Source organism: Nocardia gipuzkoensis (assembly GCF_021183645.1).
Classification (GTDB): Bacteria; Actinomycetota; Actinomycetes; order Mycobacteriales; family Mycobacteriaceae; genus Nocardia; species Nocardia abscessus.
Window position 1 is genome coordinate 1,722,449 of sequence record NZ_CP089225.1, and the last position, 13,838, is coordinate 1,736,286.

Sequence of the window (13,838 nt, forward strand, 5' to 3'; positions counted from 1 at the left end):
CGTTGTCCCTGCCATGACCTCCACGGCATCCGATCGATCCGCCGCCCCCGTCGTCGACACCGAGACCGAATTCGGCGCGAAAGTCGCCGAACGCCTGAACCGTGAGTCCGTCCTCTGGCTGACCACCGTCGGCCCGACCGGCACACCGCAGCCGAACCCCGTCTGGTTCCAGTGGCGCGACGGTGAATTCCTGATCTTCAGCAAGCCCGGCCAACCGAAGGTACGCAATATCCAGCGCAATCCCCGTGTCGCGCTGAACCTCAACAGCACGGAGACCGGCGGCGACGTCGTCGTGCTCACCGGGACGGCGCGCGTCGTCGAGCAGCGGCCGAGCGCGGCCGAAATCGCCTCCTTCACCGAGAAGTACGCCGAGGGCCTGCGCTCGATCGAGATGACCGACGAACAGTTCTACGCCGAGTACTCGGTGGTCGTGCGGGTGACGCCGGATCGGCTGCGCGGATTCTGAATCCGATGACCTTCGCACCGCCGCCGTCCACCGCCGCCTGGCGGCATCGCACCGCACGCGAGGGGTTCGAGGTGGCCTATTTCCGGGTCACCGAGCAGGGTGTGCTGATCGACGGCTGCACGACGGCCGTCGAGGACGGCGCGGCCTGGACGGTGGACTACCGGATCGCGCTCGACACCGAATGGCGCACGCGCCGGGCCCAGGTGGCCATACGCAAGCCGGGCGGCTGGAACACGCTGGTGCTGGACGCGGACGGTGCGGGGTCCTGGCTGCTGGACGGCATGCCCGCGCCACTGCTCGACGGCTGCCTCGACGTGGACCTGGAGTCCTCGGCGTTGACCAACGCGCTACCCGTGCACAGGTCGGCGCCGGAGGTCGGGGAGGGCGTGGACGCACCCGCGGCCTATGTGTACGCCTCCGGCGCGGCGGTGGCGCGGCTGGAGCAGCGCTACGACCGCATCGTCGACGGTGAGCACGGACCGAGATTCGACTACGCGGCCCCGGAGTTCGATTTCGCCTGCGTCTTGGAGTACGACAAGTCGGGCTTGGTGCTCGACTACCCGGGCATCGCGGTGCGGGCTCACTGAGGTCCCGGCCGTCGCGGCATGCGGTAGGCCGGCGGCTAGGGTCGATACCGATGAGAAGGCGGCAACAACCGCCGTTGCCGAAGCGGCACGGCTTGGACCCGGCCCGGCTGCGACTACCGGAGCAGGGCGACTGGGCGACCATTCGCGACCATCTGGTGGAGCGCCTGCCCCGGGTGCCCGCCACACGGATCGATGAACTGCTGCACGCGGGCGGCATCGTCGACCTGGACGGTCCGATCGCTCCCGACGCACCGTACGTACCGGGTGGCGCGGTCTGGTTCCACCGCGATCTCCCCGAGGAGACGGTGGTCCCGTTCGACATCCCCGTCGTGCATCGCGACGACGACCTGCTGGTGGTGGACAAACCGCACTTCCTGGCCACGATCCCGCGCGGTCAGCACATCCTGCAGACCGCCCTCGTGCGGCTGCGCCGGGAGCTGGACCTGCCCGACCTGACCCCGGCGCATCGGCTCGACCGCGGCACGGCGGGCCTGGTGCTGTTCGTGATCAACCCGGCCCGCCGCGGCGCCTACCAGACCATGTTCCACAAGCGCACGGTGCGCAAAGAGTACGAGGCGATCGCCCGGTTCGACCCCGATCTCACCCTGCCCCGGGTGGTGCGCAGCCGGATCATCAAGGAGAAGCAGGTGCTCGCGGCCCAGGAGGTGCCGGGCGAACCCAACGCGGAAACCGAGGTCGAACTGCTCGAGCACCGGGACGGGCTGGGCCGCTACCGGCTGCGCCCGCACACCGGCCGGACCCACCAGTTACGCCTGCATATGAACAGCCTCGGCATCCCCATCCTCGGCGACGACTTCTACCCGGTGCTCACCGACAAACCCGTCGACGATTTCACCAGGCCACTGCAGCTGCTGGCCGCTACGCTCGAGTTCACCGATCCGGTCAGCCGCGAGCCACGCCGCTTCGAGACCAGTCGCACGTTGCAGGCTTGGACCGATCCGCACGGGTGGGCCCACTGACGGCACCGGGGCCGGTCGGGCGCGAAGCCACTATCGCGCGGCCGTCGCGGCCCCCGCGGCAGTATCCCGTGCTGCCCGCGTGTCGAGCATGGCGCCGACCTCGGCAGCCCCGAAAAGTGACACATCCATCAGTTCAGTCCTGACAGATAGCGAACCTGTTGCAACTCCGTACACTGGTGCGGGATGCCTGAGCCAGACCTAGCAGCAACAACCCAGCAACGCCACAGAGTGCGCGCCTACATCGACGTCGCCGTCGTAGTGCTCGTCCTGGCAGCCACCAATCTGATCGCGCACTTCACCACCGCGTGGGCAAGCGTGGTGACGGTGCCCGCCGCGGCGATCGTGCTGCTCGCCCTGGTCCGCAAACGCGGCCTCGGCTGGTCGGAGCTGGGCCTTTCACCCCGGCACTGGCGCCGCGGTTCGCTCTACGCGCTCGGCGCGGTGGCACTGGTCCTCACGGTCGTCGCGATCGGGGCGGCGCTACCGCTCACCCGGCCGTTCTTCCTGGCCGATCGCTACGCGACCATCTCGGGCGCACTGATCGCCTCGATGATCGTCATTCCGCTGCAAACGGTGATTCCCGAGGAACTGGCCTTCCGCGGTGTGCTGCACGGCACACTGCACCGCGTCTACGGCGCCCGCGGCGTCTTCGCGGCGGGCTCCATGATGTTCGGCCTCTGGCACATCGCGTCCTCCTTCGGCCTCACCTCGGGCAACCGCGGCTTGAGCGGCATCGTCGGCGGCGGCGTCGCCGGCCAGATCATCGGCATCCTGCTCGCCGTCGTAGCGACGGCCGCGGCGGGCGTGGTGTTCACCTGGCTGCGCCACCGCAGCGGCAGTCTGCTCGCCCCGATCGCCCTGCACTGGTCGGTCAACGGCGCGGGCGCGCTGGCGGCCGCCCTGGTTTGGCACACCACGTTCGCCTGATTCTCGCGGATTCACGACGGGCGAATCGGATCCACGTCGGTTTCCCCGCACAGACGGTGCCCGAAGCGGCGAAAGTCACCCAACGGCGCGGTAGGAATTCGAACGCAGTTTCGACACGCGGTGGCGCCGACGAAATGGCCGCTCATCCGGATAATCGAGCAACACCGCAGTTTTCGGCAGCTCGGCGTGTCGCCGTCGGTCACCTGTCCGCGACATTGACCACGAACAGAGGTCGGTTTAGTCTCACTGGCGATCACACATATGTTCGAGCACTCATGTCTCCACCACTCGGCATGACACCTGCTCTTGGGAAGGCTCGCCGATGCCCGACGAACTGTCGAACGGTAGTTCCGAGATTGCCGCGCTGGCACAGCAAGTCGAGACCGCGCGCGGCAAATTGCCCCTGCAGCTCGATCCCGCGCTGCTTCAGGTGCTCTCCGAACGCGAGATCGCCGCGGAGCGCGAACTGGCGGAATGGATTCGCGCGCAGCGACGCAAGCAGCGGCGCCGGGAGATCGAAGCGGAATTGGCCGCCGAGCAGCGGGATCGCAAATCGGCGGCCGCCTTGCGCCGCTCCGACGAGGCCGACGCCCGCTGGCATCGGCGGGCCCTGGCGGCGCGGCGGCGGGTGTCCAGCGCGGACGCGCGGCTGGCGCAGCTCTACCGGCGGGCGGAGTGGTCGTCGCGGGCCTTGATCGCCGTGGTCGTGCTCGGCATGGTGTGGGCCGGGGTCAACGTGCAACACAACTTGGTGCCCAGCGGCGACATGTCGGATCCGCTCTACTGGTTGAGCTACGGCATCGAGGCGATGATCTCGATCCCGATCATCACCATCATGGTCGCGGCCACGACGGCCGCCAGGTGGGGCCGGGAGCTGGCGCGCGGCAAGGTGATCTTCTTCGAGGCGGCACTGCTCGGCACTACCGTCGCGCTGAACACCGGACCGCATCTCGCCGCGGGCGACCTCGGCCGCGCCGTCGAGTACGCGATCGCGCCGGTAATGGTCGGCGTGGTGATCTGGCTGCACGCCTGGGTCTCCGCGCGGTACGCGGTGCTGATCGATGGCGCGCCGGTGATCGATCGCGACCCGCAGCCGATCCGGATCGACGCGGACCGTACCCCGGGTAGGCCGGATGGCGGCGATCATCACTCGCTCCCGGGAGGCGGCGTGGACGCGAACGGCGGCCGATTTCGCTGGGAAGAAGAGACCGGCACCGCGCCCCTGAACAGTGGCCGCGTGCCGGAATACGACTCCCCATCTGGTCCCCACGAGCGCACCCGGTCCGCCGGCTCGAACTCGCCTGTTACGCCGCGCACCGACCACGCGAAGTCGTCGGCGACCAACGGTCACGCCATCGATCCGCCGATCAACGGCCATACCGTCACCGCGTCGGTCGACGGTCATCCCTTCGATCGGTCCGCGCTCGATCACGCTCCGGTCGAGGCGGCCGGCCCTGGAAACGCCGAAGTGCACGCGGGTGCCCCCGTTTCCGGCCCGGCCGAACAGTTCACCGACGGTCATGCGGTCGAAGATCCGGACGACGCCGCATTTCCGCAGGTTTCGAACGGTCACCCGGTGGAAACCACCGTCAACGGCCATACCCACGACGTCTCCGTAAACGGCCACACCGTCCTGCCGGTCGACCGGACCACCGAGCCCGCTGTCAACGGCAACGCTTACCACCCGCGCATCAACGGAAACGACGGGCGTCCGGCCATCAACGGCCACACTCCCACTAACGGCATCGCCCACCACCTCCAGGCCAATGGGCATACAGTGCGTTCAACCACCAACGGCCACACCATCAAGACCCCCACCAACGGCAACGCACATTCCCCGCAGATCGACGGGCACAGCGTGCGCCCGACCGCCAACGGTCACACCGTCGAGACGCCCGCCAACGGCAACGCACATCCCTCCCGAGCCAACGGGAACACCCTGCGCCCGATCACCAACGACCACACCGTCGAAACCCCCACCAACGGCAACGCACATCCCTCCCGAGCCAACGGGAACACCCTGCGCCCGATCACCAACGACCACACCATCGAAAGCCCCGGCAACGCACAGGCCCCGCAGTCCAACGGCCACACCGCGCGCCCAGTCACCAATGGGCCCACCGCTGACGCCGCGACGGGCGATGCTCCCCCTCGTCAAGTCGGCAGCGTTTCGAGCACCGACGGCCCGCTTGCGCCCGGCCCCGGCAATGGACGCCTTGGGCAGGTCAACGGCCACGCCGTTCATCCAGCCACCAACGGCCACGCCGTCGAATCCGTCGCCAACGGCAACGCACACCCCCTGCAGATCGGCGGGCACAGTGTGCGCCCGACCGCCGATGGGCATGCCGTCGAGTCCTCCCCCACCGGCGACGCTTACGCTTTGCAGGGCGACAACGTTCCCACCACCGACGGCCCGCTTGTGAGCCCCACCAGCAATGGACACCACGGGCAGACCACCACCGGCCACACCGCCGAGTTCTCCACCGACATCGACGCGCACACCCTTCCGGTCACGAGGCGCAGCCTTGCGCCCGGCACCGAAAACCGGCCGGGCACCCGCGCCGCGGACGGAAGCCCAGATCCGTCTGTCGTAAACGGTCAGGAAGTTTCGACTCCGGCACCGAATCATCCAATGGCGTCTGTCGCCGATCCCGTCTCGGATGTCGCCGCCGAACCTGCGACCCGACCGGACGAACCCGCACAGCCCTTCCCGGTAGACGCGGAGCAAGCAGCGCACGGCCGAGCCGAAGACGCGCCCGTCGACGGCGAGCCGCGTCTCGACCCTGCCCAACCATCCGCGCCACAGCAGATCTCGCTCGATGACCTGCACGAGGGATTCGAATTCGACGAGCCTTCCGTGGCACAGGCGGGCAATGCGGCACCGCCGCAGGCGAAGCCCGAGAGAGGCGAACGCCCGGTCGATCGCGCGCTTCGTGGCAGCGACACCGTCCGCCACTCGGGTTCCGGTGCCGTGGATCCGATGCCGGCAACCACCGACACGGCCGCGCAAGTGAACCCGAACGCCACCGCCCCGCGCGCCACGAAACGCGGAAAGTCGCTGTCCGCCGAGCAAAACGACCGCTCTGCCGACGCGGAGAGCGAACAACTCGCGCTCGAGGAAGCCCCGGAGCATGCCCGCCCGCGCGCCGAAGCGCTGCCGATCCTCGACGCGGAAGACGACGAGGACGACGAGTTGCCCGCCGAGCACGAGGAAGCAGCCACCGACGACGACGAAATCTCCGCGCTCGCACGGGCCATCACCGGCCGACGCCTGTCCAACCTGCCGATCGAGGAGGTCAGGGAGATTCTCACGCTCGCCGACCAGGGCGGTTCCACCCCTGCCATCGCGAACGAGCTCGGCGTCTCCCGCTCCGCGGTCACGCGTGTGCTGGACTCGGCGATCAAAGTTCATCGCCCCTACGCGGTCATCGGCTGAGCGCCGACCGCGCCCATCGTCCTATCGTCCGGCGTCCCTCAGCTGCTTCCGCCCCCACAGCTGCTCCCACCACCGCAACTGCTTCCGCCGCCGCAACCGCCCCCGGAATCGCCACCGCCGTCCCCCGCGCCCCATCCGCGCCGACGGCGTCGCTGTGCGTCGCCGGGCCGCTTGCCTGTGATGCGGACGACCGCCAACACGACGATCGCGACCACCACCACGAAGAGCAGATACTCCATGTGGCAACGCTATCCGGTCGTCCGTCGGCACGCGCCGACGTTGCGCGAAAAGCCGTGCACCCGGCGGATTCCGGGTGCACGGCTCGGTAGTCGACAGCTCAGCCGCGGTTCGACGGCTCCTGTCCCGATCCGCTCTCGCCGACCGCGGTCCCCACCACGCCGCGATCGTAGGCAGGGGCAGAGTGCTGCGCCCCTGAACCGTTGGGCTTGCGGTCACCGTGACCCGGCCACCACGCCTTGTGCCCGATGATCGCGGTGAGCGCGGGTGTGAAGAACATCGCCATGACGAAGGCCGCGATCGCGATGCCCACCGAGATGGCGAAACCCATCTGCGCGAGGACGTTGTTGCCCGCCAGCATCATCGACGCGAACGTTCCCGCCAGGATCACCCCGGCCGCCGCGATGGTGGGTCCGGTGTGCCGCAGGGCCAGCGCCGCCGCTTGTTTCGGCTCGTTGCCTTCGCGGGCCTCTTCCCGGAGCCGGGCGACCATCAGGATGTTGTAGTCGGTGCCCAGCGCGACCACGAACAGGTACATGATCACCGGCAGCGTGAAGATCAGCCCGGACTCGCCCTGGAAGTGCTGGAACACCAGCACCGCGGCGCCCAGTGTGGCGGCGAAGCCGAGGAACACCGACACCATCAGGTACCACGGCGCGACCAGACTGCGCAGCAGCAAGCCCAGCACGATCATGATCAGGATCGCCGCGACCGGGAAAACGATCGCGTAGTCGCGCGCCATCGCGTCCTGGAAGTCGACGAACACCGAGGTCAGGCCACCGACGGCGGCCGTGGTACCGGCAGGCGCGGCCGCGTGCGCGACGTCGCGCAGCGGTCCCTCGACCGTGTCCAGCGCGGCGTCCGACTCCGGCGCGGCGTCGAGCGTCACCGCGAAGTCGGCGATCGTCTTGTCCGTGGACAACTTCGGCTCGGCCACCTGCCCCACCCCGGGTACACCGGCCAGCGCGTTGCGGTAAGCGGTGAGCTGCTCGGCGGTCAACGCACCGTCTGACCGCAACAGGACATCCGAAGGCTGGGTGGTCCCGGCGGGCATGCCCTTGACCAGTTCCTTGCTGTAGACGACGGATTCCGACGCCTCCGAGGTCGACCCGGAGCTGAGATCGAACGTCGGGTGGAAGCCGAAGGCGAAGATCCCCAGTACCAGCAGCACACCGCCGGAGGCCGCGGCGAAGACACCGGGCCGTCGGCCCAGCGCGTTGCCCGCCGCGGCGAATCGCGCGCCCTTCGGCTCGGCGCGCCACGCCTTGGACGGCCAGAACACCTTGGTGCCCAGCAACGAGACCACCGCGGGCACCAGCGTCAGCCCGGCCGCCAGCGCGACCGCCACTGCGATCGCCAGCGCCGGACCCAGAGCGCGGAACATGCCGAGCGTGGAGAGCACCAGGGCCATGAACGCGATGATCACCGCGCCGGCCGCGGACGTGATCGCCTCACCGACCCGGCTGACGGCGCTGACCATGGCGGTCTTCGGGTCCTCGCCCGCACGCAACCGCTCGCGGTAGCGGAACATCAGGAACAGGATGTAGTCGGTGCCGACGCCGAACAGCACCACCACCAGGATGGCATTGACCGAGGAGTCGATCTGCAGGTCGAAGGCCTTGGCCATCATGGCGATCAAGCCGCCGACCATGCTCGAGACCGCGCCGATCACGACGATCGGCAGCAGCGCGATCACCGGGCTGCGGAAGATGACCAGCAACAGCACGAGGATCAGCACGATGGTGGCCACGCCGATGATGGCCATGCCCTTCTCGCTGGATTCCGTCTGGTCCAGCACCTGCGCCGCCTGACCGGTGATGCCCGCCTTCAGATCGGTGCTCGCGACGCGTTCCTTCAGCTGCGTGCGCAGCGCCTTGACGGCGTCGCCCTGCGTGGTGTCGTTCGGACTCGTCACCTTCGTCATCTGCACCGCGATGATCTGGATCAGGCGGTTCTCCGACGGCGGCGTCGGTTGCACCCCGGTGACGTCCTTGATCTGCGCGTCGCGCAGGTCGTCGCCGATCGACACGACCGACGCGGCGTCCGCCTCGGTCAACGGCGCGCCGTCCGCCCGGGCGAACACGATGATCGCCGCAGGGGCGGAGCTCTCCGGGAAAGCTTTCTGCTGCAACTCCAACGCTTGGATCGACTCGTAATGCGAGGGAAGGAAAGCGGATTGATCGGTCGTCGATTTCAGTTCCGGCGCCGAGGCCACCACCGCGATGGCGAGCAGCACCCACAGGCCGATCACCTTCCACGGATTGTGGACGACCACGGCCCCCAGTCGTGCGAACATGTGCGAATAAATCCTTTCCGGATTTCGAGAAAGCGGCGGTCAGATCGGCAGGTCTTGCGAGGTCGGGTTCTCCGCCACGTCGACGGCCGTTCGGTAGATGTGCTCCGGAATCCGGCCTCGCAGTTCGGCGGGCTCGTCCACGATCTCCACCGTGTAGTCACCCCACTCGCGCTCGCCGCTGCCGACCCCCAGCAGCTCGCGCCAATTCTTCCATTCGGTCCAGTCGACCGCGACGGATATTTCGCGCCAGCTCGTCTCGTGCCGATGCACCACGAACTTGCCTTTGCGGCTCACATAGACCCGCAACACGTTCATCCCGACCTTGGTGTACTCGCGGAATTCACCGAGCAGCCTGCCGGAGAAGCGCTGCTTGCGCCCGCCACCCGGCCCCACCCGCAACACGATCTCGCGGAGGTCGTCCGCCTCGCCCGGCGCGGCGGATTCCTTCACGACAGTGACGCCACCAGCCGACTGCTCGACAGCGCCCTTGTCCGAATCGGTAGTCATGGTTCCCCATTTCATAGATCAGTGCGCATCCAGGCATGCGTCTACTGCCAACCGGCCCGAAGGCGAATCCGTCTCTCCAACTGCGGAATCGATGTTCCCAGAACATCCGGGCCGATGTCTTACTATAAGTAGATGTATACGTATAACGCAAGCCTCGGCCGCGGCAGGTCCGGCGTGGGGCGCCGCGCTCGACTAATCGACCTGCCCTATCGGACGGCCGTGTTCGAGGTACCGAGGGCAACCGTCGATGTGCGCCAGGCGCGCTTGCCGCACCCGCCGAGCCAAACGCGGTATCAGGTAGTCATCGATGTCGGCGATCGAAACCCACCGCCAGGCATCGAGTTCCGACTCCTGCAATCGAATGGTTCGCTCATCGGCGCCGAGTTCACCGCAGTCGAAGACGTAGAGGACCTTGTCACCTTCACCAGGGCTCGGCGCCCAGTCGTGCACGAGCAGCCGACGAGCGAAACGATCGATCCCGAGTTCCTCACCGACCTCCCGCCGGCAGGCCGCCGCAGGCGCCTCCCCTGGCTCCACATACCCACCCGGCAGATCCCAGCCACTGCCATACGTCTTCCGCACAAGGAACACATCCTCGCCGCGAACGAACAACGCCCCCGCAGCCAACCGCGCCCGGCCGAACTCCGACATCACCCCAGCCAACCACGAAAGCCCCGACCAAGGCTTCACCTCCGAAACAAGGGCGCGGCGAACGCACTGCCACGCAGGCCGATCCGGCGCTAGGACGTGGGGCTCAGATCGTCCGGCAGAATCCGAAACGCCGGGTAGCGGCCGAGGGGACGCAAGGTTCGGAAGTCGCGTCGGTCGAGTGTGAGGATGGTGTCGGTGTCGAATTCATCGGCCAAGGCGACACAGACCGCGTCCACCAGGTCCAGATTCAGATCGCCATACTTCTTCCGGATATCTACCGCAGTATGCAGTTGCGCCGCATCGACGCTCGAGATGACGAGCCGCGTCGACGCGACCCGGTCGGCGATCAGAGCCAGGATACCGTCGGCCACTTCACGCCCGGCTCGAACGCTCGCCACGTGATGCACCTCGGTGAGCGCCAGCGGACTGACGACAATGGCGCCCGCCGAATCAGCGGCTCGTCGCACTGCGAAGTGCTCGGGGTCCGAACGATTGAACAGCGCGAGGATTCCCGAGGTGTCGGCGACGACGATCATGCGGGTCGGTTCATCGCGTTGCGGATGTCATCCTTGCCGATCGGGCCACCCAGATCGAAAGTCTCGTCATCGCTGAGCAATGGCGACTCCCACCTGCGGTGCCGCATGAGGTACGCCCGGACCGCGTCACGAGTGATTTCGTGTTTCGATCGACCCTCGGCATCCGCTTGCGCGTTGAGCGCCGCCTCTTCGTCTTCCGGCAATCGCATGGTCCAAGCCATACACTGATGGTATCAGGATTGATACCAACGTGCCCGCCGCTTTTCGCAAAAGCGACCTGGGTCGCCCGACCCGAGCAACCCGGCCCACTCGATGACAAGATCGTGTGGTGCGCGTCCTCGTCACTGGAGCGAATGGATATCTGGGCCGGGCGGTCGTCGATCTGCTGGACAGAGCCGGGCACGAGCCGATCGCGATGGTCCGCGGCGGCGCGTCGACTGTCCGGGCCACGAGTCGGGTCGCCGACCTACTGGACGAGGGCGGGGTGCGAGATGCGCTGGCGGGCGTGGCGGCGGTCTGTCATCTGGCCGGGCTCACTCGTGCGCGAGAGTCGGCGGACGATCCGCTCCGGTACTTTCGTGTGAACACCGGCGGGACCGTCGCCTTGCTGGACGCGATGGTCGCGGCCGGGGTCGCTCGGATCGTGTTCGCCTCGACCGCCTCGATCTACGGCAGCCCGGAGCGCCGGCCGATGACAGAGCGACTGCCCGACGCGCCGCCGCACCCGTACGCCGCGAGCAAGCTGGCGGCCGAGTGGGCGATCCGCGCCCAGGCGCGCACCGGTCGTTTGTCCGCTACCGTGCTGCGCTTGACGAACGTCGCCGGCGGGGCCGATCCCGATCCCACGCGCCTGATTCCCCGTACGTTCGCCGCCGCGACGAATGGTTCGGCATTGGAGGTCAACGGCGACGGCAGCGCGGTTCGCGACTACCTGCACGTTCTCGACGCCGCAGCCGCTTTCGTCGCGTGCGTCGAGCACACGTCACCGCCGGGCGAGTTCGGGCAGTACATCATCGGCAGCGGCCGTGGCAGCAGCATCCGCGATGTCGTTGCCGCCGTCGAGCGGCGGACCGGCCGCCGAATCCAGCTGATCCATCGCCCACCGGCGCCCGAACCGGCCGCGCTGATCAGCGATCCCGCCAAGGCGGCGTCCGAATTGGGCTGGTATCCCAGGCATTCCGACCTCGAGACCATCGTCCACGACACGTGGCGCGCGGCGACGACCGGCGGAATTCACCCGAGCCCGTTCGAGGTCACCGGCCCAGGCCCGCCCGGTCGAGCAAGTAGGCGGTCAGCGGCTGATAGTGGTCGGGGTGCACGCCGTCGTCGAGCGGAACCGTGACGGCGATCTTGCCCTCGTCCTGCCCGGCGAACAGCGCGGGGTCGTTGCTGTCGGCGAACCCGACGGTCTCGATGCCCGCCTCACCCGCCGCCCCTGCCCAGCCGTGATCGGCGATGACCAGGTCGGGCCAGCGGCTGGGGTCGGCGTCGCGCAACTCCCGCAATACCGCCCGCATCGGGTGCGGGTCATGCGTGTGTTTCAGCTGACCGTCGGTGCCGAGTGCGGCAACCCCCGAGCTGTAGACGATTTCGCGATACTGCGGGCCGAAAGAACCGAGGACCTGGTAGGACCATCCGGCCGCAGGCGTCGGCACCACGCAACCCGCCGCACGCAAGGCATCCTCGACAGCGCGATAGACGCCCATGAGCGTCTCCGGATGTCCGGTCGCCAGGAGCACGGTTTCCCGGCGACGAGCCGCGAGCCCGATCCGCGCGCCCATCGCGTCGAGCGCATCGAGGGTCAGGTCCGCGTCGATGGTGTCGGCACCCCGCCGATGACCCGGGTCGGGGCTGACTCCGCACAGTCGCGCCATCATCGCCAAGGTCTCGTCGAAGGTCCGATCCCGCAGTGTCAGGCCGAACTGATACCTCGGATTCTTCTCCACCATCTTCCGATAGTTCGAGAGATTCCCCTCTCGAGGCGTCGCGACGTCCCCCGCGATCCGAGTCTTCAGCAGGTGCTCCCGCAGCAGCGCCCGGTCATCGGGTCGGCCTGGCCGAGTCACATACCCCACCGCTCACACCTCCACATCGGCCGTAAGCCGCGACCGACTTGCCGTTCCGGTCGTGCCCGCAGCCGTATGACGTGTGGTCCGTTCGCTGCCCGCGACACAACACGACAGTACCTATCGGGATCGGTTCCGACGGACTTCCCAGGTATCGGACAGGGCGAAGGCCCGCCTCCCTGGACGGGAAGCGGGCCTTGCGGTTTCACGCCGTGGCGAAGGCTTACTTGGCCTTCTCCAGGACCTCGACCAGACGCCAGCGCTTGGTGGCCGACAGCGGACGGGTCTCCATCAGCTGAACGCGGTCGCCGACGCCGGCGATCTCGTTCTCGTCGTGCGCCTTGACCTTCGAGGTGGTGCGAATGATCTTGCCGTAGAGCTTGTGCCGGTTACGGTCTTCCAGCTCGACGACGATCGTCTTGTTCATCTTGTCGGAGACAACGTAACCGACACGCACCTTGCGGGTGCCGCGCTGCCCTTCAACTTTGTCGCTCATGCGGCATCTCCCTTGCCAGCGGGGGCGGTGGCCAGACCGAGCTCGCGCTCACGCATGACCGTGTAGATGCGCGCGATCTCGTGACGGACGACGCGCAGACGACGGTTGTTGTCCAGCTGACCCGTCGCCATCTGGAAGCGCAGGTTGAACAGCTCTTCCTTGGAGTCGCGCAGCTTGGCCACCAACTCCTCTTCGGTGAGCTCGCGGAGCTCTGCGGCCGGTGTTCCGGTAGCCATCAGAACTGCTCCTCCCTGGTCACGATCCTGCACTTCATCGGGAGCTTGTGCATCGCGCGGCGCAGGGCCTCACGAGCGGTCTCCTCATTCGGGTAGCTCATCTCGAACATCACGCGACCGGGCTTGACGTTCGCGACCCACCACTCCGGCGAACCCTTACCCGAACCCATGCGGGTCTCGGCGGGCTTCTTGGTCAGCGGGCGATCCGGGTAGATGTTGATCCAGATCTTGCCGCCACGGCGGATGTGGCGAGTCATCGCGATACGCGCCGACTCGATCTGCCGGTTGGTGACGTACGCCGGCTCCAGCGCCTGGATGCCGAACTCGCCGAACGCCACCGAGGTGCCGCCCTTGGCCATGCCGGAGCGGCCCGGGTGATGCTGCTTGCGGTGCTTCACCTTGCGAGGCATCAGCATG

General features: G+C 67.8%; 15 protein-coding genes. 6 read left to right on the plus strand and 9 right to left on the minus strand.

The window, feature by feature from the left end; all coding sequences use genetic code 11:
- Positions 1 to 13 precede the first annotated feature (13 nt).
- The 5 genes from LTT66_RS07840 to LTT66_RS07860 all read left to right on the plus strand — a co-directional run bounded on the left by LTT66_RS07840 (position 14) and on the right by LTT66_RS07860 (position 6,396).
- On the plus strand, positions 14 to 466 hold the full coding sequence (locus LTT66_RS07840) for a TIGR03667 family PPOX class F420-dependent oxidoreductase (protein WP_233065558.1): 453 nt from the start codon (positions 14 to 16) through the stop codon (positions 464 to 466).
- A gap of 5 nt (positions 467 to 471) precedes the next feature.
- The gene (locus LTT66_RS07845) at positions 472 to 1,053 is read left to right on the plus strand and encodes a putative glycolipid-binding domain-containing protein (protein ID WP_233065560.1); all 582 of its coding nucleotides are present in this window, start codon (positions 472 to 474) and stop codon (positions 1,051 to 1,053) included.
- A gap of 50 nt (positions 1,054 to 1,103) precedes the next feature.
- Positions 1,104 to 2,033: an RluA family pseudouridine synthase gene (locus LTT66_RS07850; RefSeq protein ID WP_233065562.1), complete on the plus strand. Its 930-nt coding sequence runs from the start codon at positions 1,104 to 1,106 to the stop codon at positions 2,031 to 2,033.
- Positions 2,034 to 2,216: 183 nt separating this feature from the next.
- On the plus strand, positions 2,217 to 2,960 hold the full coding sequence (locus tag LTT66_RS07855) for a CPBP family intramembrane glutamic endopeptidase (RefSeq protein WP_233065564.1): 744 nt from the start codon (positions 2,217 to 2,219) through the stop codon (positions 2,958 to 2,960).
- A 322-nt stretch (positions 2,961 to 3,282) separates the two neighbouring features.
- Positions 3,283 to 6,396, plus strand: coding sequence for a helix-turn-helix domain-containing protein (locus tag LTT66_RS07860; RefSeq protein WP_233065566.1), 3,114 nt, complete (start codon positions 3,283 to 3,285; stop codon positions 6,394 to 6,396).
- A gap of 337 nt (positions 6,397 to 6,733) precedes the next feature.
- On the opposite strand, the gene LTT66_RS07865 is transcribed toward LTT66_RS07860, so the two are convergent.
- The 5 genes from LTT66_RS07865 to LTT66_RS07885 all read right to left on the minus strand — a co-directional run bounded on the left by LTT66_RS07865 (position 6,734) and on the right by LTT66_RS07885 (position 10,844).
- Complete coding sequence (locus tag LTT66_RS07865) at positions 6,734 to 8,929, minus strand: MMPL family transporter (protein WP_233065568.1); 2,196 nt, start codon at positions 8,927 to 8,929, stop codon at positions 6,734 to 6,736.
- Positions 8,930 to 8,968: 39 nt separating this feature from the next.
- On the minus strand, positions 8,969 to 9,436 hold the full coding sequence (locus LTT66_RS07870) for an EXLDI protein (RefSeq protein WP_233065570.1): 468 nt from the start codon (positions 9,434 to 9,436) through the stop codon (positions 8,969 to 8,971).
- A 192-nt stretch (positions 9,437 to 9,628) separates the two neighbouring features.
- Entirely contained in the window at positions 9,629 to 10,018 is a 390-nt protein-coding gene (locus tag LTT66_RS07875) for an NUDIX domain-containing protein (protein WP_233065572.1), read from the minus strand.
- A gap of 158 nt (positions 10,019 to 10,176) precedes the next feature.
- Complete coding sequence (locus tag LTT66_RS07880; RefSeq protein ID WP_233065574.1) at positions 10,177 to 10,623, minus strand: type II toxin-antitoxin system VapC family toxin; 447 nt, start codon at positions 10,621 to 10,623, stop codon at positions 10,177 to 10,179.
- Positions 10,620 to 10,844, minus strand: coding sequence for a ribbon-helix-helix domain-containing protein (locus LTT66_RS07885; RefSeq protein WP_051046219.1), 225 nt, complete (start codon positions 10,842 to 10,844; stop codon positions 10,620 to 10,622). The genes LTT66_RS07880 and LTT66_RS07885 overlap by 4 nt, the downstream gene beginning before the upstream one ends.
- 107 nt (positions 10,845 to 10,951) lie before the next feature.
- Between LTT66_RS07885 and LTT66_RS07890 the strand changes: the two genes are divergently transcribed.
- Complete coding sequence (locus LTT66_RS07890) at positions 10,952 to 11,965, plus strand: NAD-dependent epimerase/dehydratase family protein (protein WP_233065576.1); 1,014 nt, start codon at positions 10,952 to 10,954, stop codon at positions 11,963 to 11,965.
- Here the strand turns inward: LTT66_RS07890 and LTT66_RS07895 are convergent.
- The 4 genes from LTT66_RS07895 to rplP all read right to left on the minus strand — a co-directional run bounded on the left by LTT66_RS07895 (position 11,877) and on the right by rplP (position 13,837).
- Positions 11,877 to 12,698 carry a phosphatase gene (locus tag LTT66_RS07895; protein WP_233065578.1) on the minus strand — a complete coding sequence of 274 codons (822 nt, stop codon included), beginning with the start codon at positions 12,696 to 12,698 and terminating at the stop codon, positions 11,877 to 11,879. The two genes, LTT66_RS07890 and LTT66_RS07895, sit on opposite strands and share 89 nt — an antisense overlap.
- Positions 12,699 to 12,912: 214 nt before the next feature.
- On the minus strand, positions 12,913 to 13,185 hold the full coding sequence (rpsQ, locus tag LTT66_RS07900; protein ID WP_181724136.1) for a 30S ribosomal protein S17: 273 nt from the start codon (positions 13,183 to 13,185) through the stop codon (positions 12,913 to 12,915).
- Positions 13,182 to 13,421: a 50S ribosomal protein L29 gene (gene rpmC / locus LTT66_RS07905; protein WP_043687268.1), complete on the minus strand. Its 240-nt coding sequence runs from the start codon at positions 13,419 to 13,421 to the stop codon at positions 13,182 to 13,184. The genes rpsQ and rpmC overlap by 4 nt, the downstream gene beginning before the upstream one ends.
- Positions 13,421 to 13,837, minus strand: coding sequence for a 50S ribosomal protein L16 (gene rplP, locus LTT66_RS07910; protein WP_040864842.1), 417 nt, complete (start codon positions 13,835 to 13,837; stop codon positions 13,421 to 13,423). The genes rpmC and rplP overlap by 1 nt, the downstream gene beginning before the upstream one ends.
- Position 13,838: the final 1 nt, after the last annotated feature.

Bases quoted from the DNA above. Each gene is read 5' to 3' on its own strand.
- LTT66_RS07840 (WP_233065558.1), top strand. From the start codon at position 14: ATGACCTCCACGGCATCCGATCGATCCGCCGCCCCCGTCGTCGACACC.
- LTT66_RS07845 (WP_233065560.1), top strand. From the start codon at position 472: ATGACCTTCGCACCGCCGCCGTCCACCGCCGCCTGGCGGCATCGCACC.
- LTT66_RS07850 (WP_233065562.1), top strand. From the start codon at position 1,104: ATGAGAAGGCGGCAACAACCGCCGTTGCCGAAGCGGCACGGCTTGGAC.
- LTT66_RS07855 (WP_233065564.1), top strand. From the start codon at position 2,217: ATGCCTGAGCCAGACCTAGCAGCAACAACCCAGCAACGCCACAGAGTG.
- LTT66_RS07860 (WP_233065566.1), top strand. From the start codon at position 3,283: ATGCCCGACGAACTGTCGAACGGTAGTTCCGAGATTGCCGCGCTGGCA.
- LTT66_RS07865 (WP_233065568.1), bottom strand. From the start codon at position 8,929: ATGTTCGCACGACTGGGGGCCGTGGTCGTCCACAATCCGTGGAAGGTG.
- LTT66_RS07870 (WP_233065570.1), bottom strand. From the start codon at position 9,436: ATGACTACCGATTCGGACAAGGGCGCTGTCGAGCAGTCGGCTGGTGGC.
- LTT66_RS07880 (WP_233065574.1), bottom strand. From the start codon at position 10,623: ATGATCGTCGTCGCCGACACCTCGGGAATCCTCGCGCTGTTCAATCGT.
- LTT66_RS07885 (WP_051046219.1), bottom strand. From the start codon at position 10,844: ATGGCTTGGACCATGCGATTGCCGGAAGACGAAGAGGCGGCGCTCAAC.
- rpsQ (WP_181724136.1), bottom strand. From the start codon at position 13,185: ATGAGCGACAAAGTTGAAGGGCAGCGCGGCACCCGCAAGGTGCGTGTC.
- rpmC (WP_043687268.1), bottom strand. From the start codon at position 13,421: ATGGCTACCGGAACACCGGCCGCAGAGCTCCGCGAGCTCACCGAAGAG.
- rplP (WP_040864842.1), bottom strand. From the start codon at position 13,837: ATGCTGATGCCTCGCAAGGTGAAGCACCGCAAGCAGCATCACCCGGGC.